Source organism: Actinoplanes sichuanensis, assembly GCF_033097365.1.
Classification (GTDB): domain Bacteria; phylum Actinomycetota; class Actinomycetes; order Mycobacteriales; family Micromonosporaceae; genus Actinoplanes; species Actinoplanes sichuanensis.
The window spans coordinates 4,001,445-4,023,364 of record NZ_AP028461.1; the positions used below are offsets into that span (position 1 = coordinate 4,001,445).

Below are 21,920 nucleotides of genomic sequence, written 5' to 3' on the forward strand. Positions count from 1 at the left end.
ATCGAGCCGCCCGGAGTCGGCTGGGCATGATCAGGTCATGGCTGTCCGCACCCCGGTGATCCTGCTCGTCGATGATCTGCGCTCGTTCGTGGACGGGCGGGTGGCCGAGGTGGCGCGGACCAGTGCGGCCGGGGTGGCACTACTCGACCGGTATCGGGACATGCGGGTCGATGAGCTGTGGCTCGACCACGATCTGGGCGACGACGACACGATCTGGCCGGTCGTGGAGGTCCTGGAACGGGCCGCTTTCGAGTCCCGGCCCTTCGACGTCGGTGTCGTCGTCATCCATTCGGCGAATCCGGCGGGCGCCGCGAAGATGGCGCAGGCTCTCCGGCGCTGGCTTTATCCGGTCCGGGTTGCCGCGGGCGACCCCGCCGTGGGCTACCGGGACTGAGCAGTGCGGCGGCTCCCTGCCGGATCGCGTCCCAGTCCGTCTTCGGAATGCGGTCGATCCGGCGGGACAGCCAGTGTGCGCGGTCCTCGTGTTCCCTGCGCAGCCCGGGAAGGTCGATGTCCACTCCCGGCAGTCCGCCGCGGCGTTCCAGTTCCTCGACCCGTTCCCGCATCGCGGCGATCAGTTCCCGGTCGAATTCTCGCACCGCCTCGAGGTAGTCGGCGGTCGGCAACCTGAGCCGGACGGCCGGGCCCGCGGTGAAGCCGATCCGGCCGTCGTCCTCGTGCCGCCAGTCCAGGGTGACCTCGTCGCGGCCGCCGTGGATCGCCCGCCAGAACCGCAGACGGGGCGGATTCGACAGGTAGCAGAGGTCCAGGTTGTGGTCTCCATGCCACAGTGCGGCCGCGACGATCGGATGGTCCGGCGCGTTCGGATCGTCGCCCTCACCCCGCACCGGCACATATTCGAGGAAGTTGCACGCCCACGTGTCGGGGTCCGATTCGACGAAGGGAATCAGATCCTCGGGCACCGGCTCCAGTACCGTCGGTGTGACGATGCTGACGTCCTCCCAAAGCCGAACCACCTGGTAGTCGATGTAGGGGTGTGGATCGTCGACCCGGGCCCGGCGCAGCAGCTCGTGCCCGTCGGCTTCGATCCGATACCAGCCGTCGGTCAGCGCGAACCAGTGCAGACTCGGCGGGTCGTCCCACGGCGGGATTTCGTCCAGTGGGCGCAATTCGAAGCGGAATGCGATCACCGGATGGGCTCGTCGCTGGGTAGTGGCTGGGGCGTTCGCGGGCAGTGCTTTCGGGCCGCCTGCTGGTAGGGGTCGTTCGGGGGTGTCCGGTCGCCGCACATCAGTCCGCCCGTCTTCGTCTCGGTCCATGCGGTGAAGGTGCCGGACACCGCCGGACTGCACGCGATGGTGAAGGTCGCCGAGATACGGCCGACGCCGGAGTAGACGATGCTTTCGGTGATGTCCGAGTCGGCCGCACCCCAGGTTCCGAAACCCATCTCGTACGGTTCGGACGGCCGGACGATCTGGATGTCGGTGTTCGTGTCGTCCGCCAGTTTCGCGGCCAGGATCCGCAGCCAGGTGTCGGGTACGTCGAGCCCGGTGACCGCCGCGATCACCGGTGCGTCGAGGACCGCTCGGCCCTCACCGAGAACGTCTCCGGTGAACAGCGAGACATGTTCCAGAACCGGCTCCCGCGCGATGTCGGACCAGCCGACCGTGGACTTCTCGGGATCACAGCCGGACGGGACACCGGCCGGGCCGGCCGCCGGTCGGGCACAGCCGGCCGGCAGGGCCAGGAGGAGCGCCGACATCAACCGACCGGCCTTGATCATCTTCATGCGGGTAAGGATGCAGCACCGCGTTCTGGAGGGTTACCGCAGGTCGGCACGTCAGGTCCACTTCACCGGATTGCCGGTGGCCAGCGAAGCGGCACACAACCGGCGCATCGACGCGATCCAGCCGCTGCCGCTGTCGGCCGGCTTGGAACGGGTCACCACGGCCAGCCGCGCAGGTGTCACCGGCAGCACGTGTCCGACCAGGAACAACCGCAGCGTCGCCCGGCCCCGATCACCGACGAACTCGACCCTGTCGCCGGGCATTTCGCGCTGCGTGAACCGGGTCGCCCGGAACACGATCCGGGGTAGGAGCCCGGTGCTCCGCACGAAGAATCCGTCCTGGTCGATCCCGGCTTGCAGGTTCCGATTCCACCCGATGATCGAGGTGTTCGCGGCGACGCAGCCGTAGATGCTGTGACCGGTGTCCTCGTCGACCAGCACCGTCTCGGTGACCGTGCCGACCCGGCTCTCGTACCGGTCGAGTTCGGCCAAGAGCGCCGGCACGTCCGCGACCGGGATCCAGCCGTCGTTGGTGGTCGGCAGGAACCTGTGCAGCGTGGGCAGAAGCTCCCAGCCGATCGCCGCACACGTCTGTCGGACCGCGCTCTGACCGCCCCAGCTGCCCAGGTCCTCGTGGGCGATCTCGAAGTCGTCGTGCTCGCAGCCCGCCTCGTACCATCGGTACGCCGCCGGGTCCGCCACGTCCAGCAGGTCCAGCCAGCCGTCCTCGTCGAAGCCGATCGGCCCGTCCAGTCCGGCGTCCTTCCAACAACGACAGTTGACGATTCCACCGAGTCCCACGGGCGGCAATCTATACGACGGAGGAAACTGTGCCGACGCATTTCGGGGGGTGCTACTAGGATCTGGGGCGATGGGAATCGACTACGGTTACGCCCTTTATCTGCCGACTCACGCGGTCGGCCGGGCTCTTCGGGCGGCCGCGGCGATCGCGCGGCCGGGGATCGGGCCGGTGGATGTCACGGTGCCCGGTGGCGAGCGGATCACTCTGCCGTTTCGGGGAAAGCCGACCGGCGACGTGGACCACTGGGAGCTGGATTCGTTGCTCTATTTCCCGGTCGGCGACGAGGCGATCCGGAGGTGGGCCGAGAGGGAACGGACGGCGGGCAGCCAGGAGCACCCGGACGCGCTCGGACGGATCTGGATCGGCTCCATCTACCTCTCCTTCTGGCGGAACCACGGTCTTCGTCCCGGCTACTCGCAGTTGAAATTCACCGCGGCCACCACCGGCATGAGCCGGCTGTTCGAGCAGTCGCCGAGCATCAGAGACGTTTTCGTCGAGTTGGCCGAGTCGGCCGGGGCCGTCTGTCTGGTGCTGGACCGCGAGGGCGACGGTGACGAGGTGTGCTGGCCTGTCGCGGGAGGCGATCTCGCGGCGCTCGCCGCTGGCTGGCCCGAGATCGAGTGAGTCGACGCCGCAGGCGTGCCGGCTCGACGCGCATTCTTCGGAGGCCGGCCGGACCGTTCGGTGGAGCGTTCAGAGCCGGTACAGGGCGAACGGCGCGTCGGGGTGGATGCCCGCGCGGCCCTCGACGAGTCCGTCCCGTCTGATGATTCCGGACGGCCGCATCCCGAGGCGTTCCATGACCGTCGTCCGGGCCGACCGGTGTCAGGACGAGCCGCCGGGTCCGGACCGGGGCACGGGTCACGGGGCCGGGGCCAGCACGATGTCGAACCGCACCCGGGACCAGGCGCCGCCGGCCAGGTCGCGGCCGTCCGGGGTGGGCGTGCCGGGCGGCTGGGTCTGGAAGTCCTTGACCAGTGAGTCGCGGACCCCGAAGACGCTGTCGCGGTCGAGCAGGGTGTCGCCGCGGACGAAGATGTGCGTGACCAGGGTGCGCAGGCTCGGCGCCTCGACCATGAAGTGCAGGTGGGAGGCCCGCATCGGGGATCGGCCGGTCGCGTTCAGCAGTTCGCCGACCGGTCCGTCGTGCGGGATCGGGTACGGTGTCGGCTCGATCGCCCAGAACCGGTAGTGCCCGGCGTCGTCGCTGAACAGGTGTCCGCGGGCGGCGGTGCGGTCGTCGCCGTACTGGACGTCGTAGAACCCGTCCTCGTCGGCCTCCCACACCTCGATCCGGGCGCCGGCGACCGGTTCACCGGCGGTGTCGGTGACGCTGCCCTCCACCCAGCAGGGCCGCCCGGACGCTCCGAACGAGATGTCTCCGCCGTGCTCGATCCGTGGCGACCCGTCGACGAAGAACGGGCCGAAAACTGTCGCCTCGGTGGCATCGGCGTAGGCCTGGTTGTTGACGGTGACGGTCTGCATGGAGATGCCGAGTACGTCGGAGAGCAGGATGAACTCCTGCCGGCGCTGGTCGGTGGCGTGGCCGGTGGCGGTGAGGAAGCCGATCGCCTGCTGCCATTCACTCTCGGTCAGGCGCACCTCCCGGACGAAGGCGTGCAGGTGTCTGGTGAGCGCCTGCATGACCTCCTTCAGCCGGGGGTCGGGGGCGGCTTCGAAGGACGCGACGACCCGGTCGACGAGCTGCTGCTCCCGGTCGTCCTGTTCGGTGCTCACTTCGGCTCCTCCCCCGCCCAGGCGCGGCGCAGCAGTTCGGTCAGGTTGTCGGCGGTCACCGGCACCGGGTTGCCGTCCGGCACGACGGGCAGGATCGCGTCGACGGCGGCCGGGATGTCGGTCTCGCGGAATCCGTGGTCGCGCAGGGCGCGCGGTGCGCCCACGTCGGCGCGCAGACGCGCCAGACCCCCTGGTCCGAGGGCGTCGGTGAGCCGGTCCGGGATGCCCGGGGAGTTCAATTCCATGACGTACGGCAGAACGACCGCGTGTGTCTGTGCATGAGGCAGGTTGAACATCCCGCCGAGGACATGGCAGATCTTGTGATGCAGCCCGGAGCCCGCTGAGGCGAAGGCGACGGCGGCCAGGTGTGCCCCGTACAGCGTCTGCTCGTGCCCCTGAAGGTTTCGGGGTTGCCTGACGATCTCGGGGAGTCCGCTGCTCAGAGCGCGTGCGCCCTCGATGGCGAGGGCCTGGTTGATGGGGTCGGCGCGGGGTGCCCACATCGAGTCGACGCAGTGTGCGAGTGCGTTGAGGCCGGAGGCGACGCCGAGTTCGGTGGGCAGGCCGAGGGTGAGGGCCGCGTCGTAGAGGACCGTGCGGGGCAGCACCCGCGGGTCGGCGCCGGTGTTTTTGCGACCGTTGTCGGTCATGCCCCACACGTTGGTGGCCTCGGATCCGGCGTAGGTGGTGGGGACCGCGACGATCGGCAGGCCGGTGGTGAGCGCGATCGCCTTGGCGAGCCCGGTGGCCGACCCGCCGCCGACGCTGACCAGGACGTCCGCGCCCTCGGCGGCGGTTGCTTCACGGGCTCGTTCGGCAACGTCGACGGGGACGTGCATGACCACGTCCCGATAGTGGCGCGCGCCCGGCAGCACCTCGCCGCGGGTGGTGATCACCATCGGGCGGGAGCCGAGCCGCGCCACCTCGGCGGGCAGCCGGTCGGCCGTCTGACCGGCGGCGAAGATCACCCGCTGTGGCAGCGTCTCGTGGGTGAAGGTGAGGCTCATCGGCCGAGCACCGCTGCCAGCGCGTCATGCAACATCCGTCCAGGATCCGCCGGAAGGGTGGCCGAGCGCCAGGCGATGTGCTTGTCCGGGCGGACCAGGATCGCCCCGTCCTCGGCGACCTCCCGGATGCGGGCCCAGTCGTAGTACAGGTCGGTGACCGCCCGGCCGGGGCCGATCACCACGGTCTCCAGCGGCACGCCGAGCTGGTCGGCGACCTTCTCGGCGGCGGCCGCCCACGGTTCGCCGGAGATGCCGGTGAACAGGGTGAACCTGGTCATCGGGGCCAGATCGAGGGTGGACAGGCGCTGTTCGGTGGTGCCGACCCAGACGTGCGGCAGCCGCGAGCCGGGAACGGTGGACGGCTGGTAGTACAGCTCGGGGTCCCGGGTCGGTGCCGGGCGTGCGCTGCCGTCGCCGACGATCGCGGCCGACTCGTAGAACTGGCCGAGTTCGACGCCGTGCGCGTTGAACTCGTAGTGCTTGAGTTCCATCGCGGTGACCAGGGCGGCCCGTTTCGCGGCGCCGGCCGGGGTGTTGGCCTTGCGTTCCTCGATGCGGGCCGCCATCTCCGCCTCGTCTCGTGCGTCGAGTAGGCCGAGGACCTCGAAGAACTGGACGAACTCGCGGCTGGACCGGTTGGCGCGCAGCACGATCTGTTCGGCGACCGGGGCCCGTTCGGTGGTGTAGGTGTCCAGCAGTGCGGGCCCGGCCTGCCCGCGGAGCACGGCGGCGATCTTCCAGGCCAGGTTGTACGAGTCCTGGATGGAGGTGTTCGAGCCGAGCCCGTTGGACGGTGGGTGCCGGTGTACGGCGTCACCGGCGCAGAAGACGCGGCGGTCGTGCAGGCGGGTCGCGTACCTCTCGTTGTTGCCCCAGAGGGAGGTCCCGGTGATCTCGACGTCGATGTCGGGCAGACCGAGCAGGCTGCGCACGATCGCGATGGCCGCCGTCTCGTCGACGACCGGGGCCGGCTGGTCGATGTCGTAGCCCCAGACGATGAGCCATTCGTTCCACGGCCGGACCATGCGGACGAGGCCGGCGCCGATCCCGCCCACGTTCGAGCCGGGCTGGATCACCCAGTACAGGACGGAGGGGCGGTTTCCGACGTACGCCGAGAGGTCCGCCTTGAAGGTGATGTTCATGGATCCGGCGATGTCCATCGCGCCCTGCATCGGCAGGCCGATGTCCTCGGCGACCTGGGAGCGGGCACCGTCCGCGCCGATCAGGTATTTCGCGCGGATCGTGTATTCGTGGCCGGTGATCCGATCGCGGACCCGCACGTCGACGCCGTGGTCGTCCTGCTGGTGGGTGAGGTATTCGGTGGAGAAACGGGTCTGGGTGCCGCGTTCGGTGGCGTTGCGGACCAGGATCGGTTCGAGGTGGGTCTGCGGGATGTCGACCGGTAGGCAGGGTGAGGCGAGTTCGTAGTCGCCGTGCCGGCCCGGGTGGGTGCCCCAGGTCAGGATCCGGCCGATCTCCTCACCGGCGATCGACGTGCAGAAGACGGTGTCGCCCATCAGGTGGTGCGGGGTGGCGTCGGCGAGGACCTGCTGTTCGATGCCGGCGTCGCGGAACACCTCCATGGCCCGCTGGTTGGTGATGTGCGCGCGGGGGGTGTTCGCGGTCCACCGGTATTTGGTGATCATCATGTTGGGGATGCCGAGGGTGGACAGCAGCAGTGCCGCCGCAGCTCCGGCCGGGCCCGATCCGATGACGACGACGTCGGTGCTGATCTGCGCCATGCGGGTCAGTGTCACGATCCGGCGTCGGCCCGGACAGGCATCGACCGGTGACACGGCGGAAATACGGCGGCGTGGCGGAATTCACGCCCGGGGCAGGTCGGTGGCGCGGAAGCCGAAGTGGGCGCGGAACGTCTGCGCGAAGTATTTGGTGGAGCCGAAACCGCAGCGGGCGGCGATCTCCGCGACCGTCGCCCGGGGGTCGGCCAGCAGTTGGGTGCGGGCGCGTTCCAGTCGGCGGGCCAGCACGTATTGCGGCAGGCTGGTGTCGGTGGCGGCGAACGCGCGGGACAGGTGGCGTTCGCTGATGGCGATGCCGGCGGCCACCCGGGCGGCGGTCAGGCCGGGGTCGGTCAGGTGGTCCTCGATGAACGCGCGGGCGTTGGCCAGGTGCACGGTGCCGGGATCGGCCGCGATGCGGCCGGTCATCCCGGCGATCAGGTGCAGGGTGGTCTGCTCGTCGATCGGCTCATCGCGGTCCGGGCGCAGGGCACGATCGACGAGCCGGGCGAGGGTACGGGCGGAGGGGTCGCCGTGGGCGAAGTCGCGCACGAGCGGGTTTCGCAGTTCGTCGAGTCCGGTGAGGTCGCGGAAGGTCGCGCGTGGCACCTTGATCGCGAGTTCCTCGAGGCCGCGGGAGAAGCCGCGCATGAACGGTCGGTCCGCATCGCAGATCAGCGCCTGTCCCGGCCGTAACGTCAGCACCCCGTCCTCGTGGTAGAAGAACGCCTCGCCGAGCACCGCCAGGTAGACGGCGATCGAATCGGACGGGCTGGTCCGGATCACCTCGGCCGGCCGTTCGACGACGTGGGCGTTGCCACGGACGCGGGCCAGGTGCATCCGGTCGAGTTGCAGGTTGAGCTCGGTGCCGTCGAACGGCGTCTCGCCGAGCATCCGGCAGCGCAGCCCGATCAGCGCGGTGCGGTTGTGGTCCTCCCAGAGCGCGACCCGCTGGGCGGTGGGCAGCCCCGCCGTGCTGAAGCTGACCAGCCGCCCGGGTGTCATGAGACCGGTACCGCGACGAGGGCCTGCACGGCGGCGCGGACGGCTTCGCGGCGCAGCTGCCGGTCGGCTGTCGGGTCGATGGCGTCGAGGGTCGATCGCGGGTGGGTGGTCCACATCCGGGCGATCGCCTGGACGGCGAGCAGCAGTGTGGGTGCGGGGATGTCGTCGCGGACCAGTCCGTCCTTCTGTGCCTGCCGGACCACGTCGATCTTGTGTTTGACGGTGTCGTCGGGCATCGGCGGGGTGTCCGTGCCGGGGTCGCGTTCGAGTTGGTACCAGGTGACGAACCGGACCACCTCGGGATGGTCCTGGTTGCCCTGGTGGAGTTTTTCGGCGTAGCCGGGCAGGTCGTCGCCGGTGATCGGCATGCCGGCGACCGCCGACTCGGCGATGAACGCGAGCACGGCGTCGAACAGCCTCTCCTTGCTGCCGAAGTAGGTGTAGACCAGGCCGCTGCTGCAGCCGGCGCCTTTGGCGATCGCGTCGATCCGGCCGCCGCTGAGTCCGTGTGCCGCGAACTCGGTCAGTGCGGCGGTCAGGAGTCGGCGTTTCTTGCTGTCCGGGTCGCGTACTCGCATGGCCCGAGCCTAGTTATTGAACGTCCAGTTGACAACGGGGACGGGCTCGCCCGCAACGCCGACCGGGCCGAACACGCCGTCGCCACACTCGGCTCCGACGCCACCTGGCTGCCGCTGGATCTGGCCGACTTGGGCTCGGTCGCGCGCTTCAGCGCGGAGCTCCTGACTCGGGGTGTGCCCGTCGACGTGCTGGTCAACTGTGCCGGGGTGATGGCGATTCCACAGTGGGAGGCCACCGCCGACGGCTTCGAGAAGCACTTCGGGACCAACCATCTCGGACACTTCGCGCTCACCGGACGGCTGCTGCCGCTACTACAGAAGGCGGAGGCGGCCCGGGTGATCACGGTCAGTGCGCAGGTCGCCCGTACCGCCCGGCTGGATCTCGACAACCTGCAGTTCCAGCGCGGCTACCGGCCGATGCGCGCCTACGGCAGCTCGAAACTCGCCAACGTGCTCTTCGCGGTAGAGCTCAACTCCCGGGTGACCGGCATCCCGGTTCATCCGGGGACGGCACCGACCGACATCCAGCAGTACGGCACCAACCGCGTGACCAACGGGATCGGCCGGCTCATCATGCGCGCGGTCGGGCAGCCGCTGGAGTACGTCGCCGACCCGATCACCTTCGCCGCGACCACACCCGAGGTCACCGCCGAGTCGTTCATCGCGCCCACCGGACTGTTCGAACTCGGCGGCACGCCCGGCTTCGTCCCACTCCCCAGGGCCGCTCGCGACGCCGACCTGCGCGCCGCTCTGTGGCGCGAATCCGAACGCCTCACCGGCGTCCACTACTGAACCGTTCAGGCCGCTGTTCAGCGCGATCGAGGATCGCATCGACCGGTCACGGTCGCTGGCCCGGGACGGGTTCGGCGGCCCACCAGTCCGGTTTGGTCTCCTGCCAGGTCAATTCACCGGCGAAATCCCAGTGGCGGCGAAGGTGATCGAGCATATCCTGCTGAGCGACCTCCGCAGGCACGTCGGGGGCGGTGTCGGGCAGAGCGCCGCAGCCCATCGAGCCGTCCGCCTCGACGATCGAGATCCGCCATCGGGAGGGCGTGCGATAGAGCAGGACGTATTTGATCTCTGGGTTCATCGAGGACCTTCCGGTCTCAGCGGCGCCGCCGCGACGGTCGACGATTCGTGGTGTCAGCAACTCCGCTGAGCACATCGCATGGTAGAGCCCGTCGGCGACCAGTGGTGATCGGCCGCCGTCGAGACGCCCGGTGGCCCGAGCCGGGCGCCGCGCGGTAGGCCGATTCGCCGGTCTACCGTCCGCTTGCCGGGAGCCGCTCGGTGACCAGCTGATGCAGCTCGGTGAGCAGGGTCTGCTTCTCGAACGGCTTGCGGATCAGTGGGGCGTCCGTCGGCAGTTCCTGGCCGCCGGGGGCGGGGCCGTTGGTGTAGCCGGACATGAACAGCACCGGCAGGTCGGGACGGTCGCGGCGCAGTTCGGCGGCCAGCTGGGTGCCCGACATGCCGGGCATGATGACGTCACTGAGCAGGACGTCGAACTGCAGTGCCTCCTCGTGGCACATCCGTAGCGCCTCGGCCGGATGCGGTGCCGCGAACACCTGGTATCCGGCCTTGCTGAGCAGGCGGCGCACGATGTCGCGTACCGCCTCCTCGTCCTCGACGACCAGGACCCGCAGCCCGTCGCCGGACGCCTGGGCCGACGGCGGGTGGGCCGCCGTGGCGGCGATCGGCTGGGCCGCGGCGGCGGGCAGACGGACCCGGAGCACGGTGCCCTGCCCCGGGTCCGATTCGAGGCTGATGGTGCCGCCGGCGTCGGTGACCACCCCGTATGCGGTGGCCAGCCCGAGTCCCGTACCACTGCCCCGGCCCTTGGTGGTGAAGAAGGGTTCGAAGGCGCGGGCCATGACCGCGGGCGTCATGCCGCAGCCGGTGTCGGTGACCGCGAGGCAGACCTGGTTCTGGCCGTCGCCGCCGTGTTCGAGGGTGGTGCCGATGGTGAGCCGGCCGCCGGTGGGCATCGCGGCGCGGGAGTTGAGCACGGCGTTCATCACCACCTGCTCGAACTTGCTGCGGTCCATCGTCACCGGCGGCAGGTCGGGGGCCAGGTCGGCGGCGAGTTCGATGTCCTCGCCGAGGGTGCGCCCGAGCATCCGCAGCATGTCCGAGGTGACCGCGTTGAGGTCGAGCAGTTCGGCGCGCGACGGTTCGGAGCGGCTGAACATCAGCAGCTGGCGGGTGAGGGCGGTGCCGCGGGCGGCGGCCTGTTTGATGCCGGCCGCGTCGGGCCGGTTCGGGTGGTCCTCGCCGAGTTCGTCGACGAGCATGTCGGCGTACCCGGAGATGACCGCCAGGATGTTGTTGAAGTCGTGGGCGATGCCGCCGGCCAGTTGGCCGAGCGAGTCGAGGCGTTCGGCCTGGCGCAGCTGCTGTTCGAGTTCGGCGCGTTCGCGTTCGGCGTCCATCCGTTCGGTGACGTCGCGCAGGATGCCCTCGACGGCGATGACCGCGCCCGCGTCGTCGGTGACCGGGCTGACCCGCTGTTCGATCCAGACGACCGCACCGTCGGAGCGGCGCAGCCGGAACGTGAGGGTGCCGGTCCTCGGGGCCTGCCACGACTTCTCGAAGTCCGGCAGGTCGTCCGGTTCGATCAGGGTCAGGATCAACCGCGGATCGGTGTAGAAATCGTGCGCCGGGTGGCCGGTGATCGATTCGACGGCGCGGCTCAGGTATTCCATGGCGGGGGCCGGGTCGAGCCGGTAGCGGAAGATGATGTCCTGGGCGTGGTCGGCGAGCAGCCGGAACCGTTCCTCACTGTCACGCAGCGCAGCCTCGGCGCGGCTACGTTCGGTGATGTCGGTGGAGATGCCGGCGACCGCGTAGGCGTACCCGCTCTCGTCGATCAGCGGGAACTTGACGGTCAGGTAGGTGCGGGTGCCGTCGTCGGAGGGCGCGTACTCCTCCAGTTGGATCGGCACTCCCCCGGCCAGCGCCTGCCGGTCGTTCTCCCGGAACGCGTCGGCGACCTCGTGCGGGAACAGGTCATGGTCGGTGAGTCCCACGATCCTCTCCCGGCGCAGCCCGAACAGGCGCTCGTACTCCCGGTTGACCAACAGGTATCGGCCGTCGGCGTCGCGCATGTAGATCACCGCGGAGGTGTGGTCGATCAGCGCCATCAACGAGTCGTGGCCGAGTCCGGTGCGGGTCATCCGGCCGTCTCCAGTCGCACCAGCGCGTCCGCCGACGGTCCGGCCGGCGCGGGATCGCCGGCCAGGACCGGCTTCAGGGCGGCCAGCGCGTGCTCGCGGCGGGCCCGGCTGAGACGTTCCAGGTGCGTCTCGGTCAAGCCGGTGGTCCCGGCCCGGTTCGAGATCGGATGCCGGTCACCGAGTCCGGTCTCGTCCCGGTGACGCTGCGGCGCGAAGAGCAACTTCTTCGACAACCGCAGGTGTACGCCGGACACGCGCGCGTTCATGGTGAGCAGCCGGTACCAGTCGACCAGCGCGGGATGGTGCGCGATCAGCCGCCGCAGGTCCCCGTCGTCGGCGCCGGCCAGCGCCGGGTGGCCGTTGCCGATCTCGCTGAGCAGCCGCTGCGGCAGCGACGGGCCGCCCATCAGGGTGCGGATCTCGTCGCGCTCACGGTCCAGCATCGCCGGGAACAGCCGGCGGACCCGCTGGTCGTAGCCGGGTTCGGCGGTACCGAGCAGGTAGTCACGTTTCAGGGCCTCCGGATCGAGGGCCCCGCTGGGCGGGATGTCATCCGGTGTCCAGTGCGCGGCGAACTGCCGGAACACGTCCATGAACATCTCGGCGGTCATCGCCCGGTCGGCCGGCAGGTTCGTGAAATCCACGAGCAGACCCCGAAGGGCGTCCAGCAGTACGGTCGCCGCGCGCACCCGGCGGTGGGCGTACTCCCCGGTCAGGTCGGTGTGTGCGCCGGTCAACGATTCGAGCATGCAGTTGACCGCCAGTTCGATCGCCTCGCCCTGTTTGACCACCCGGAAGAACTCCTGTTCGGCGGTGCTGCCGGTGTAGGTGCGGATGTGGCCGTCGTCGAAGATCCCGGGTAGTTCGGCGACCACCTCGTCGCGCAGGCGGACCCGTACCGTGCCGACGTTCCACCGCACCAGCGACGCGTAGCTGTCCCGGTCGTAGTGCCCGGTGCCGGTATGCCCGGCCAGGGCGGAGAAGTAACAGCGGAACGGCAGATTCGCGCCGACCAGGAGCGGTTCGAACGCGCGTTCCGGATGTTCGACGCCGCCGGGCGTGCCTTCCTGGTAGTGGCGGGCCACCGAGGCGCCGGCGAACCCGAGATGCACGATCAGCCGTTGCGCCTGGACCGGCGTCAGCTGGACGACGTCGGGCAGCTGGTGCAGCACGTGGTCGCGTAACTCGGTGACCAGCAGCCGGGGTGGTGCGTGATCCTGCAGGATCGCCTGATTGAGCCTGGGCAGTTCGTGCAGCACCCAGTCGCCGACCTGTTCCGGATCCATCCGGACGATCACCCCCGTGAACGTTCCCCTGTACCCATCGGCTCGACTCGGAAAGCGGTGAGCGCGAGGCGGAACGGGACAGGGTCGACCTTCAGACGCAGCGCCATTCCGAGCGTGGTGTACCCACCCGCGGCGCTGTTCCGACCGGTCCGGCCGATTCATCGGTGGGGGCGATGAATCGGTGACCGACCGGTTGCTGCTGGTAGATCGGTTTCTGGACGCCGATCGTCGCCGCCGGGCCTATCTTTACTGAATCGTTCAGTAACACGTCGAAGCCTGTACCCTGACGGTTCCGTTCAGTATTCGAGGGAGACAACGATGAGTGCCGCATCAGCGGGTGGGCGCCCGCGTGACCCGGACGTCGATCGTCGGATCGCGCAAGCCGCCCTGGACGTCTTCGGTGACACCGGCTGGGCCGGGTTCGCCATGGAGACCGTCGCCCGCCGGGCCGCCATCAGCAAACCCACCCTCTACCTGCGGTGGAACAGCAAAGAGGTACTGCTCACCGAGGCACTGACGGCTAACCTCGGCGTGATCGCCGCGGTCGACACCGGCACCCTGCACGGCGACCTGGTCGAGCTGGCCACCCAGATGATCAGGCGGTACACCGGCCCGGCCGGCCGCGCCGCCCTGCGCCTGAGCCTGGAGGGGCCGTCGATCCCGGGTGTCGCCGAGCACGACCGGCGACTGCGGCGTTCGCAGATCGGCGCGGCCCGCGACATCGTGCGCCGCGGCATCGCCCGCGGTGAGCTGCCGGCCGACACGTCGGCGACGCTGCTGATGGAAACCCTGCTCGGCGGGGCGCTGATGCACGCGGTGGGCACCGACCCGGAGAAACGCGACACGCTGCACGAGACGGCCGCGCGGCATGCCCGACGGCTGGTCGACTTCCTGCTCAACGCGGTCGCCGCCCCGGCGGTCGTGGCCACCGCCGATCTACGGCCGGTGGCGGCGCCGCTGTTCATGCCACCCACCTGAGCCGGTCCAGGCGGCGACCGTCCGTGACGGATGCGGCTGACACAATGACGGGCGTGACCGAAGCTGTGCAGGGCTCCCGACGCGGCCGGCCGCGCGATCCGGACGTCGAGGACCGGGTCTTCGACGCCGCCATCGAGCTGTACGGGCGTACCGGCTGGGCGGGTTTCAACTTCGAGGGCGTGGCCCGGGTCTCCGGAATCGGAAAGGCCGCCCTCTACCGCCGCTGGTCACACCGCGCGCAACTGCTCAACGACGCCCTCAAGGCCCGCTGGATCCGGGTCGACGACATCGACACCGGCGACATCCGCGGCGACCTGCTCGCCGTCGCGCGGCTCCTACTGGACGTCCTCACCGGCATCCGGGGGGAGGTCTACCTGCGCATCCTCACCGACACCGGGTTGCATCCGGAGGTCCATGAGGCCACCGCCGACTACCGGGCCGGCGTCGTGGCGCCCAGCCGCGCCATGGTGCACCGCGCCGCCGCCCGCGGCGAACTGCCCGCCGGCACCGATCCCGGCCTGGTCATCGACCTGGTCGTGGGCGCCGTGCAGAACCATGTGCTGACCACGCCGCCGGAACTGCGCGACAGGATGCAGGAACGCATGCACGCGTACGCCGAACAGGTCGTCGACACCGTCCTGCGCGGGGTCCGCGGCTGACGGCCGATCCCGGGATCGTCGGCGGTGACGGCGGCGCATCCGGACCGACCGGTCCGTGCGGCCGCCGCCTGCTCGATCACCGGCCGCCGGCTCCGGCGTCGACCGGGACCGGCCGTCCGAGCACCCGCGCCGCCAGGTAGGGGTTGTGGTACCGCGAGTAGCTGGTGCCGGTGCCGCGGGTCAGCCGGGTGGCGAGTTCGCGGGCCGCGTCACGCAGCGGCGCCCGCTCGCCGAGACGGCCCGCGAGCGCCCGGGTCAGGGCCGGCCAGGTGCCTCGCACGTGGCACTGGTCGTCGCCGGCGGCGGCGTACTTCGACGGGCCGACCTCCAGGTCGTCGGCGTCGAAGGCGGGGCCGGCGGCGTCCAGAACCCGGCGGGAGACCACGACGAAGCCGGTCGGCGCCTCGTCGACGGTGACGGGCTTGTGCAGGACGAACGTCTCCATCGTGCTCATCGACAGCGTGGAGAAGCGATTACCGCCGTGAGTGCGGGGCAGGCAGCTCAGCGCCCAGTAGGACCGTTCGGTCCCCAGCGGGTCGCCGATCGCCGCGGTCAGGTAGAGCCGGTTGGCCGCGATCACCTGCTCGACGTAGGTGCCGACGGCCAACTCGTCGAAACGGGCTCGCTTGTCGGTCGAGACGTCCAGCTCTTCCAACTGCAGGACAGAGGTCACACCAGCTCCCGTCGTAGGCGTCGGCGGACTGCATCGGCGGCCGCCACCGGAAGTGAAGGTCTTCTGCGGGCTCGTCTGGAGCCGCGAGCCCGGGTCACACCGCCAGGTCGCGGTAGTGGCACCGGTATTTCTCGAGCAGTGGCCCGATGTCGTCGGTGGCGACGGTCGCCTTGATCGTCGCGACAGGGACTCGCCCGGCTTCTCGCCGCGGCCGACAGTTCCCGGCGGCTGGGGTTCCGGCGGGCGATGGGGCCGGCCGTGCGGGCGCGCCGACTCGACCGCCGACAAGCCCGGTCCGCTACTCGTCACGGCTGTCGGCGGTGTGGCGCGAGCGGCTGCGGCCGGTGGTGAACGTGGCCGCGACCGCGGCCGGCAGCGGGTCGCGGGTGGGCGTCATCGGCCTCGGAGCGTCGCCGCCGGGTGTGGGCGGTGGACTCCGCGCGGCCGATAGCCGAGTAGCGACGACTGTCCGGTCAGGTCGGCGAGCAGCCAGATGATGGCCAGCCACATCTCGGTGCCCTGCAGGCCCGGGGTCGGGCGGGCGGCCTGGAAACTGAAGCCCTCGGCGTTGCGGTAGTGGCCGAGCGCGTCGCGGAGCAGGCGTTCGGCGAGGCGGGTCACCTCGTCGGTGCGGTGGCCGGTGGCCTGGGTCAGCCACAGTGGGTGGGCCACGTCCAGGACGTTGCAGGCGTTCTGGCGGTCCGGGCGGAACAGTCGCGGGTCCCGGGCGTGCGCCAGGACGGTGTCGATCACCTTTTCCGGCTGCGGTACGGGTACGCCGAACTGCGCGTACGTGCCGCGAGAGGCCCGGTAGTAACCGTTGACCACCTGCAGCAGTCCGCCGTCGGGAGCCGGTTCGCCCCACATGCCGGTGCGCGGGTCGGCTCGGGTGGTCAACCAGCCGAACAGGGCCTCGATCGTGCCGGGCGGACCCGGGTGTCCTCGACGGCGGTTGAAGTGGACGGCGGTGCCGACGATGTCCACCCAGTGGCCGGCGCCCCAGGCGTTGTCGGCCCAGGGCTGGGCTTCGACGGCCGTGATGATCCGGCCGGGGTCGGTGATCACCCGGATCGGGTGCGGGAAGTCGCTGCCGAGCAGATCCAGGGCGTAGCCGACGCTGAGAACGTGGTAGCCGAGGTGGTGGTCGAACAGGTCGGGGTGGTCCGGGTCCGGGGGTTGCTCGTCGCCGAGTTCACCGACCAGGCCGGTGGTCGGGTCCTGCCAGGAGCGGAGCCGGTCGATCTGGGTCTGGGCCGGGAGCTGAGGTGGGGCCTGGCCGAGCAGCAGGTCGGCGATCTCGACGGCGTCGCACTGGGCCCGTACCGTGAACGCCGCCTGCGGGGTGTCGCGGAACAGGCCGGAGTCCGCGTCGAAGCATCGGTCCAGGATCGACTCGGCCTGCTCGCGGGCCCGGTCGGCGAACACGGCGAGACCGTCGGAGCCGTGGGTGGGCGTCGGCGTGGGGATTCGCCACCGCAGCAGTCGGGCCGGGTTGCCGCCGACGATCGCACCGGCGGGGACATCCTTGGTCACCACCGCGCCAGCGGCGATCACCGAACGGTCCCCGACGTGTACGCCGTCCAGGATCACGACGTGCGAGCCGATCCACACGTCGTCGCCGACGGTGATGCCCTTGACCGTCAGGGGCTGGCGGAACACCTCGGTGTCCGGGTCGGCCATGGTGTGGTTGAACCCGAGGATCGAGGTGTGCGCCCCGATCCGGACCGCGTCGCCCAGGACGACCTTTCCCCGTACGACCGTGTACGGGTTGATCGTGCAGTCGCGGCCGGTGTACAGCTCGCCGGTGAGGTAGGCGCCGGCGGCGATGTAGCTGCGGTCACCGAGCCGCAGCTCGTCGTCGGCCACCGACGCCAGCGGTGAGATGAAGCAGCGATCGCCCAGCAGGTAGCCGCGCTGCTCGGCCAGATCCTTCTGGCGGCGCAGTTGTTCGTCCTGGTCGGCTGGGCTCGCCTGGTCCCAGAACTGCCAGGCGGAGTAGTTGAGGTCGCGGAGGTGGCCGGGTGCAATCGGCTCCGACATGGTCGAGCTCCCCTCGCATGGGCCGGGCAAGCGCTTTCCTCACGATCGTACGGAGTACGCCCTCGGGACCGGTGGGCGCTGTTGCGGGGATCTCGGGGTCGGTGAGCGGGATACTGTCGTGATGGAGATCCACGAGTTCTGGCGGATCGTGGACGCGGCACGCGACGATGCGGGCGCCACGACGGACCGGTTCGACGAAGCCGCCGTCGCCGAAGCCCTGATCGCACGACTGGCGGTGTTGTCGCCCGAGGAGATCCTCGAATTCGACGACCACCTGGACGATGTCATCGGCCGCCTCGATACCCGCAGAGTCGCCTTCGCGTGTCAACTCATCACGGGTTACCTCTCCGATGACCTCTTCTCGTCCTTCCGAGCCGGGCTCGTCGGATTGGGCCGTCGAACGGTGGAGCAGATCATCGCCGACCCCGACTGCCTGGCCGAGCATCCGGTCGTCATCGCCATCGCCGAGGGGCGCGGTGACCGGTTCTCGCTCGACAGTGAGGATCTGCTGTTCGCGGCGTCGTCCGCGTACACGCAGATCAGCGGCGGCGACGACTGCGCTTTCTGGGACGCGAGCGACGCCCGCCGGAAGGCGATGGCCGCCGACGACGCCCCGCGACCGGATGGGGACTCCGACGCCGGGCCGGTCTCCCCGAGCCTGCCGCGCCTTCTGACGCTGCTGCCCCTCGGACGCTGGGCCTCCGAACCGAAACCGGTGAAGGCACCGCCGGCGCCTGATCCGCACGAACGGTGCCCGCTGTGCGGTGGCGCGTTGCCGGTGCAGTCGGTCGGGTCGAGCAGCCGGCGCGACGACGACACGATCCACACCCGAGAATTCCGGCGGTGCATGGATTGCGCACGGGTGGTCGAACGCACCCGGCAGGCCGACGGTGGGGATGCGTGGCGTGAGACGGACCCGACCGAGCTCGATCAGATGGTGAGCATCCGGATCATGCTCGATCAGTAGGCCGGCGGGTGCCGGAGAGGGTGTGGAAACCACCTTTGCGGCCGAAGGCCTGATACCAGCGGGCGGCGTCACCCACCCCGGCGGCACCGCCCAGCTCGGCGGCGGCCAGCCCGTCCGGTTTCCCACCGGTCGCCAGCAGCGTCGTCCACTGGCGCCCGTTGAGGATGAGCACCCGGAGGGCCGGGAACGTGGGTATCGCCTCGATGTCCGACACCTGCGCACCGGACAGATTCAAGCGGGTCAGGTTCGGCAGGGCGGCCAGATCGGCGATCGGTGTCGGCTCGGCGTTGCCGGCCAAGGTCAGGTCGACGATGGTCGGTGGCAGTGCGGCGGGTTGCCACCGGGCCGTCTCCACGTCGAGGCGCTCGATCGGCACGTGGGCGGGAATGCTCATGTCGACCAGTGCGGGCTTTCCGCGTACCACCAGGGATCGAAGGTCGGTGAAGGTTTTGAGGTCGGCCAGGTGGACCGGGGCCTCGGTGTCCAGGATCGCGCCTTGCGCCGTGGTCGGCAGGCCGGCGAGGCGGTGCGTGCGGATCTCCGGGTCCGGCGGCGGTGGGCGCTCGTCGTCGAGGGTCGTGATGGCACGGCGTAGCAGGTCGGTGACCGAGGCGGTGACGTAGTCGACCGGCGCCCATACGTCTCGGCCGTACGTGAGTACCTGACCGATTCGGCCCAGTGGCCCGGGGTCGAGGTCGACCGCTGCGAAGTTCATGCCGTAGTCGCGGGCGAACGTGATCCATCCGTTGCTCGACGACACCCGCCGCACGTGTCCGGCCGGTGTGCAGTCGAAGATCACCGCGTCGTCGAACGGGCCGTCCTGATAGCCGGGATGGTTCTCGCGGTTCCAGTCCACGAGCACGTCCAGAGGTACGAGGACGAACGGGTCGAGTAGTCCCGACTCGCTGCTGTCGTCGTGGATCAGCTGGTAGAGGGCTCGCAGATCCTCGGGTAGCCGGACGCCGAGCCGGTGTTCGGCGGCGAGGATCCGCTCGTGCGAGTGGCCTGGCGCGTACCCTGCGGGTGGTGTCGTGCGATGAACTCGCCGACGAGTCGCTCGACCTCGGCCAGCACCGCCGGATCGGTGGCGGCGGTGTCGACGGTGCCGGGTTCGCGAGGCGGCGGGCGTTCATGTCCGGGCATCCGGTAGTGCTCGTCGAGGATGATCCGGGCCGGCAGTGACGGTACGTCTCGCGACCAGTGGGTGGTGTATGTCCCGTTCGGATCACCGAGCATCTCGATGACCAGGCCCGGGCCGGCGACCTCGCGCAGTGCCGTCATGGCGTCGTCGAGATCCCGGTCGGTCCAGCGGCCCAGCAGTGCCGGGTCGCCCGCCATCGTGTAGGTGCGGCTCTGCGTGCCCTGCGGGTGGAAGGTGGCGAGCTGGTAGCCCGGCTCCCGCAGGCCCGCCACGAACGCCCGGCCCAGCCGGTGCAGGGCCTCGGTGATCTCGTTGTTGCTCATCCGTGCGAATCCTAGAAGAAGCGAGTCCGAGGGGCGTTAGAGTCGCCGGACATGGGACTGCTCACCTTCAGCATCAACGTCACCCTGGACGGTTGCGTCGACCATCGGGAGGGGATCGCCGACGACGAGACGCACGCCCTGTTCACCGGTCTCCTGGACGAGGCCGGGGCCATGCTGTGGGGCCGCGTCACCTACGAGATGATGGAGAGCCACTGGCCTGCCGTGGCACGCGGCGACGTGCAGGCGCCGCCGGCCATACGTGACTGGGCGGTCACGTTGGAGGCCAAACCCAAGTACGTGGTGTCCTCGACACGCTCCGAATTCCCGTGGACCAACAGCCATCACATCGGCGGCGACCTGCGTAAAGGCGTGCAGGAACTGAAGGACGCCCACCCGGCCGGGGTCCTGCTCGGCAGCGGCCGGCTCGCGACCGAACTGGACCGGCTGGACCTCATCGACGAGTACCGGCTGCTGGTGCATCCTCGGATCGCCGGTCACGGGCCGACGCTGTACCAGGGCGGGCTGCCCGGCACGCGCCGGCTCGATCTGGTCTCGGCGCAGCCGCTGAGCAACGGCGCGGTGGCCGTGCACTACCGTCCCGCGCACTGAGTCGCGGGAGGCGTCGTCAGTCCCGGTGCCGCATCGGCCGTACGTCGGCGGGTGTCCCCGGCAGGCCGCCCGGTGTGGAGCGGTAGTCCGGCACACCCACACACGTGAAGATCATCGCGTCCAGCGGTGCGCCGAGCAGGGCCGGGATCTCGCTGTCGAGGAAGGTCATGCCGGTCGCGCTCGCGCCCATCGCGTACGCCAGCAGGTGCAACCGTCCCTCGACGATCCCGGCGGCCAGTTGTGCGGCCCGGTATTCGCGGTCGTCCAGGCTCGCCACGTCGGCCGCGGTGATCACCACGAAGGCCGCGTCCCGGGTCAGCCCCTGCTCCAGGCTCACCCGGTACAGCTCTTCGCGCTGGTCGCCCGCGTGAATCGGGGCGTCGAGGTCAGGCCATCGGTAGACGCCCGGCGGCACGTCGTCGACGGCGTGCACCGCCACGTACTGCGGCAGGTCGATGCCGCGTACGGCCACCCGCAGGCCGGTGGTGAGCACGTCCTTGGACACCGCGCGGGTCGGGTCCATCCGCCGTTGCGAGCCTCGGGTGAGCACCACCGTCTCGACCGACTCGGCCCCGGTCGTCGGCACGTCGGCCGGGTCACCCGGGGGCCACGCATCGCCCAGCACGGTCCGGTCACCGGCCCGCTGCGCCGCTGTCACCAGCGGAAACTCCAGCGGATCGGTGTCCACGGCCCCGACGGCCGCCGCGCCGGTCGGCGTCAGCGCGGGCGGCTGCGCACCGAGACCGACAACAGCGACAGGCCATTCGTGTACGCCGTCCGCGCCGACCAACTCGCCGACCACCCGATCGGGGAACGTGGTGTGCAGCCGCGCCGGGATTCCCGCGGAGTCGGCCAGCGCCAGGGTCTGGGCCAGCATGGTGCCCGCGTCCCAGTAGACGTGCCGGTAGCCGCGCTCGCGGTAGCGCCAGCCGGTGCGCCATGGGACACCGGTGACCACGATCGCCGCTCCCCCGCGGTCCGGTGCGGGTGCGACCCGCACGAGGGCGTGACCGGCCGGGTCGTACCAGTGCACGCCGGGGGGAAGCCCCTGGTGGTCCGCCGGGATGATGACGTAGAGCTCGAGCGGGAAACGTCCACCGGCCGACCCGGCCGCGCGGAACAGGTGGGTGATCCCGTTACTGCGTTTGGAGGTACGCACGACGCCCGCCGACAGGTGCAGCAGCCGGGCCAGGTGCGGCAGGTCCAGATCGCGGGCGGCGACTCGCGCGGTCCCGGCGAGCACGTCGACAGTCGACGCCTCGGTCGACGGCAGGTCACGGGGCAGTTCGACGCGCGGCAGGTCTGCGGTGTACCGCTTGTAGAACGGTGGGAAGCGGTCGAAGTCGTTGGGCGTGAAGTCGAGGACCAGGCGCGGGTCGGAGATGACGTCGTCCCACTCCCGTCCCGGCTCGTAGCAGGTCAGCCTGTGCAGGATCTGGGTCTCGGTCTCCAT

23 protein-coding genes are annotated in these 21,920 nt (G+C 70.2%); 7 read left to right on the plus strand and 16 right to left on the minus strand.

The window, feature by feature from the left end:
* The first annotated feature begins 37 nt into the window (after positions 1–37).
* On the plus strand, positions 38–394 hold the full coding sequence (locus Q0Z83_RS18400; protein WP_317795177.1) for a cyclic-phosphate processing receiver domain-containing protein: 357 nt from the start codon (positions 38–40) through the stop codon (positions 392–394).
* Here Q0Z83_RS18400 and Q0Z83_RS18405 read toward each other — a convergent pair.
* Genes Q0Z83_RS18405 through Q0Z83_RS18415 form a run of 3 tightly spaced genes read right to left on the minus strand, consistent with a single transcriptional unit; the run spans position 282 to position 2,548 of the window.
* On the minus strand, positions 282–1,151 hold the full coding sequence (locus Q0Z83_RS18405; RefSeq protein ID WP_317795178.1) for a DUF5984 family protein: 870 nt from the start codon (positions 1,149–1,151) through the stop codon (positions 282–284). The genes Q0Z83_RS18400 and Q0Z83_RS18405 overlap by 113 nt on opposite strands.
* The gene (locus tag Q0Z83_RS18410) at positions 1,148–1,750 is read right to left on the minus strand and encodes a hypothetical protein (protein ID WP_317795179.1); all 603 of its coding nucleotides are present in this window, start codon (positions 1,748–1,750) and stop codon (positions 1,148–1,150) included. Before Q0Z83_RS18410 ends, Q0Z83_RS18405 begins: the two co-directional genes overlap by 4 nt.
* Positions 1,751–1,801: 51 nt before the next feature.
* Entirely contained in the window at positions 1,802–2,548 is a 747-nt protein-coding gene (locus tag Q0Z83_RS18415; protein WP_317795180.1) for a hypothetical protein, read from the minus strand.
* 70 nt (positions 2,549–2,618) lie between these two features.
* Here Q0Z83_RS18415 and Q0Z83_RS18420 point away from each other — a divergent pair, with 70 nt between their 5' ends.
* A complete protein-coding gene (locus Q0Z83_RS18420; protein WP_317795181.1) occupies positions 2,619–3,173 on the plus strand; it encodes a hypothetical protein in 555 nt (184 codons plus the stop codon).
* 237 nt (positions 3,174–3,410) lie between these two features.
* On the opposite strand, the gene Q0Z83_RS18425 is transcribed toward Q0Z83_RS18420, so the two are convergent.
* The 5 genes from Q0Z83_RS18425 to Q0Z83_RS18445 form a co-directional block, all read right to left on the minus strand.
* Positions 3,411–4,286: a dioxygenase family protein gene (locus Q0Z83_RS18425; protein WP_317795182.1), complete on the minus strand. Its 876-nt coding sequence runs from the start codon at positions 4,284–4,286 to the stop codon at positions 3,411–3,413.
* The gene (locus Q0Z83_RS18430; protein ID WP_317795183.1) at positions 4,283–5,293 is read right to left on the minus strand and encodes a maleylacetate reductase; all 1,011 of its coding nucleotides are present in this window, start codon (positions 5,291–5,293) and stop codon (positions 4,283–4,285) included. The genes Q0Z83_RS18425 and Q0Z83_RS18430 overlap by 4 nt, the downstream gene beginning before the upstream one ends.
* Positions 5,290–7,035 (minus strand): FAD-dependent oxidoreductase, encoded by a 1,746-nt coding sequence (locus tag Q0Z83_RS18435; RefSeq protein WP_317795184.1) that lies wholly within the window; start codon positions 7,033–7,035, stop codon positions 5,290–5,292. The genes Q0Z83_RS18430 and Q0Z83_RS18435 overlap by 4 nt, the downstream gene beginning before the upstream one ends.
* A gap of 81 nt (positions 7,036–7,116) precedes the next feature.
* Positions 7,117–8,037, minus strand: a complete 921-nt coding sequence (locus Q0Z83_RS18440; RefSeq protein ID WP_317795185.1) for an AraC family transcriptional regulator — start codon at positions 8,035–8,037, stop codon at positions 7,117–7,119.
* Entirely contained in the window at positions 8,034–8,615 is a 582-nt protein-coding gene (locus Q0Z83_RS18445; RefSeq protein ID WP_317795186.1) for a TetR family transcriptional regulator, read from the minus strand. Before Q0Z83_RS18445 ends, Q0Z83_RS18440 begins: the two co-directional genes overlap by 4 nt.
* On the opposite strand from Q0Z83_RS18445, the gene Q0Z83_RS18450 reads away from it, so the two are divergent.
* On the plus strand, positions 8,544–9,407 hold the full coding sequence (locus Q0Z83_RS18450) for an SDR family NAD(P)-dependent oxidoreductase (RefSeq protein WP_317795187.1): 864 nt from the start codon (positions 8,544–8,546) through the stop codon (positions 9,405–9,407). The genes Q0Z83_RS18445 and Q0Z83_RS18450 overlap by 72 nt on opposite strands.
* A gap of 46 nt (positions 9,408–9,453) precedes the next feature.
* Here Q0Z83_RS18450 and Q0Z83_RS18455 read toward each other — a convergent pair whose 3' ends face one another.
* The 3 genes from Q0Z83_RS18455 to Q0Z83_RS18465 form a co-directional block, all read right to left on the minus strand.
* Complete coding sequence (locus Q0Z83_RS18455; protein WP_317795188.1) at positions 9,454–9,705, minus strand: hypothetical protein; 252 nt, start codon at positions 9,703–9,705, stop codon at positions 9,454–9,456.
* 172 nt (positions 9,706–9,877) lie between these two features.
* Entirely contained in the window at positions 9,878–11,791 is a 1,914-nt protein-coding gene (locus tag Q0Z83_RS18460) for a hybrid sensor histidine kinase/response regulator (RefSeq protein WP_317795189.1), read from the minus strand.
* Positions 11,788–13,089 carry a hypothetical protein gene (locus tag Q0Z83_RS18465; protein ID WP_317795190.1) on the minus strand — a complete coding sequence of 434 codons (1,302 nt, stop codon included), beginning with the start codon at positions 13,087–13,089 and terminating at the stop codon, positions 11,788–11,790. The genes Q0Z83_RS18460 and Q0Z83_RS18465 overlap by 4 nt, the downstream gene beginning before the upstream one ends.
* Before the next feature lie 306 nt (positions 13,090–13,395).
* Between Q0Z83_RS18465 and Q0Z83_RS18470 the strand changes: the two genes are divergently transcribed.
* On the plus strand, positions 13,396–14,055 hold the full coding sequence (locus tag Q0Z83_RS18470; RefSeq protein WP_317795191.1) for a TetR/AcrR family transcriptional regulator: 660 nt from the start codon (positions 13,396–13,398) through the stop codon (positions 14,053–14,055).
* 53 nt (positions 14,056–14,108) lie between these two features.
* The gene (locus tag Q0Z83_RS18475; RefSeq protein WP_317795192.1) at positions 14,109–14,714 is read left to right on the plus strand and encodes a TetR/AcrR family transcriptional regulator; all 606 of its coding nucleotides are present in this window, start codon (positions 14,109–14,111) and stop codon (positions 14,712–14,714) included.
* 76 nt (positions 14,715–14,790) lie between these two features.
* Here the strand turns inward: Q0Z83_RS18475 and Q0Z83_RS18480 are convergent, their stop codons facing one another.
* Together Q0Z83_RS18480 and Q0Z83_RS18485 are read right to left on the minus strand one after the other, a co-directional pair.
* Positions 14,791–15,387: a hypothetical protein gene (locus tag Q0Z83_RS18480; protein WP_317795193.1), complete on the minus strand. Its 597-nt coding sequence runs from the start codon at positions 15,385–15,387 to the stop codon at positions 14,791–14,793.
* 393 nt (positions 15,388–15,780) lie between these two features.
* Positions 15,781–17,427 carry an acyltransferase gene (locus Q0Z83_RS18485; protein WP_317795194.1) on the minus strand — a complete coding sequence of 549 codons (1,647 nt, stop codon included), beginning with the start codon at positions 17,425–17,427 and terminating at the stop codon, positions 15,781–15,783.
* Between Q0Z83_RS18485 and Q0Z83_RS18490 the strand changes: the two genes are divergently transcribed.
* The gene (locus Q0Z83_RS18490) at positions 17,387–18,394 is read left to right on the plus strand and encodes a DUF4240 domain-containing protein (protein ID WP_317795195.1); all 1,008 of its coding nucleotides are present in this window, start codon (positions 17,387–17,389) and stop codon (positions 18,392–18,394) included. The genes Q0Z83_RS18485 and Q0Z83_RS18490 overlap by 41 nt on opposite strands.
* On the opposite strand, the gene Q0Z83_RS18495 is transcribed toward Q0Z83_RS18490, so the two are convergent.
* Positions 18,378–19,382, minus strand: a complete 1,005-nt coding sequence (locus Q0Z83_RS18495) for an SMI1/KNR4 family protein (protein WP_317797094.1) — start codon at positions 19,380–19,382, stop codon at positions 18,378–18,380. The two genes, Q0Z83_RS18490 and Q0Z83_RS18495, sit on opposite strands and share 17 nt — an antisense overlap.
* On the minus strand, positions 19,316–19,858 hold the full coding sequence (locus Q0Z83_RS18500) for a hypothetical protein (protein ID WP_317795196.1): 543 nt from the start codon (positions 19,856–19,858) through the stop codon (positions 19,316–19,318). The genes Q0Z83_RS18495 and Q0Z83_RS18500 overlap by 67 nt, the downstream gene beginning before the upstream one ends.
* Positions 19,859–19,909: 51 nt before the next feature.
* Here Q0Z83_RS18500 and Q0Z83_RS18505 point away from each other — a divergent pair, with 51 nt between their 5' ends.
* Complete coding sequence (locus tag Q0Z83_RS18505; RefSeq protein ID WP_317795197.1) at positions 19,910–20,467, plus strand: dihydrofolate reductase family protein; 558 nt, start codon at positions 19,910–19,912, stop codon at positions 20,465–20,467.
* 16 nt (positions 20,468–20,483) lie between these two features.
* Here Q0Z83_RS18505 and Q0Z83_RS18510 read toward each other — a convergent pair whose 3' ends face one another.
* The gene (locus Q0Z83_RS18510; RefSeq protein WP_317795198.1) at positions 20,484–21,920 is read right to left on the minus strand and encodes a nitroreductase family protein; all 1,437 of its coding nucleotides are present in this window, start codon (positions 21,918–21,920) and stop codon (positions 20,484–20,486) included.

Coding starts and splice junctions, on each gene's coding strand:
- Q0Z83_RS18440 (WP_317795185.1), bottom strand. CDS start 8,037: ATGACACCCGGGCGGCTGGTCAGCTTCAGCACGGCGGGGCTGCCCACC.
- Q0Z83_RS18505 (WP_317795197.1), top strand. CDS start 19,910: ATGGGACTGCTCACCTTCAGCATCAACGTCACCCTGGACGGTTGCGTC.
- Q0Z83_RS18420 (WP_317795181.1), top strand. CDS start 2,619: ATGGGAATCGACTACGGTTACGCCCTTTATCTGCCGACTCACGCGGTC.
- Q0Z83_RS18445 (WP_317795186.1), bottom strand. CDS start 8,615: ATGCGAGTACGCGACCCGGACAGCAAGAAACGCCGACTCCTGACCGCC.
- Q0Z83_RS18510 (WP_317795198.1), bottom strand. CDS start 21,920: ATGGAGACCGAGACCCAGATCCTGCACAGGCTGACCTGCTACGAGCCG.
- Q0Z83_RS18455 (WP_317795188.1), bottom strand. CDS start 9,705: ATGAACCCAGAGATCAAATACGTCCTGCTCTATCGCACGCCCTCCCGA.
- Q0Z83_RS18470 (WP_317795191.1), top strand. CDS start 13,396: ATGAGTGCCGCATCAGCGGGTGGGCGCCCGCGTGACCCGGACGTCGAT.
- Q0Z83_RS18500 (WP_317795196.1), bottom strand. CDS start 19,858: ATGAGCAACAACGAGATCACCGAGGCCCTGCACCGGCTGGGCCGGGCG.
- Q0Z83_RS18460 (WP_317795189.1), bottom strand. CDS start 11,791: ATGACCCGCACCGGACTCGGCCACGACTCGTTGATGGCGCTGATCGAC.
- Q0Z83_RS18400 (WP_317795177.1), top strand. CDS start 38: ATGGCTGTCCGCACCCCGGTGATCCTGCTCGTCGATGATCTGCGCTCG.
- Q0Z83_RS18410 (WP_317795179.1), bottom strand. CDS start 1,750: ATGAAGATGATCAAGGCCGGTCGGTTGATGTCGGCGCTCCTCCTGGCC.
- Q0Z83_RS18435 (WP_317795184.1), bottom strand. CDS start 7,035: ATGGCGCAGATCAGCACCGACGTCGTCGTCATCGGATCGGGCCCGGCC.
- Q0Z83_RS18430 (WP_317795183.1), bottom strand. CDS start 5,293: ATGAGCCTCACCTTCACCCACGAGACGCTGCCACAGCGGGTGATCTTC.
- Q0Z83_RS18485 (WP_317795194.1), bottom strand. CDS start 17,427: ATGTCGGAGCCGATTGCACCCGGCCACCTCCGCGACCTCAACTACTCC.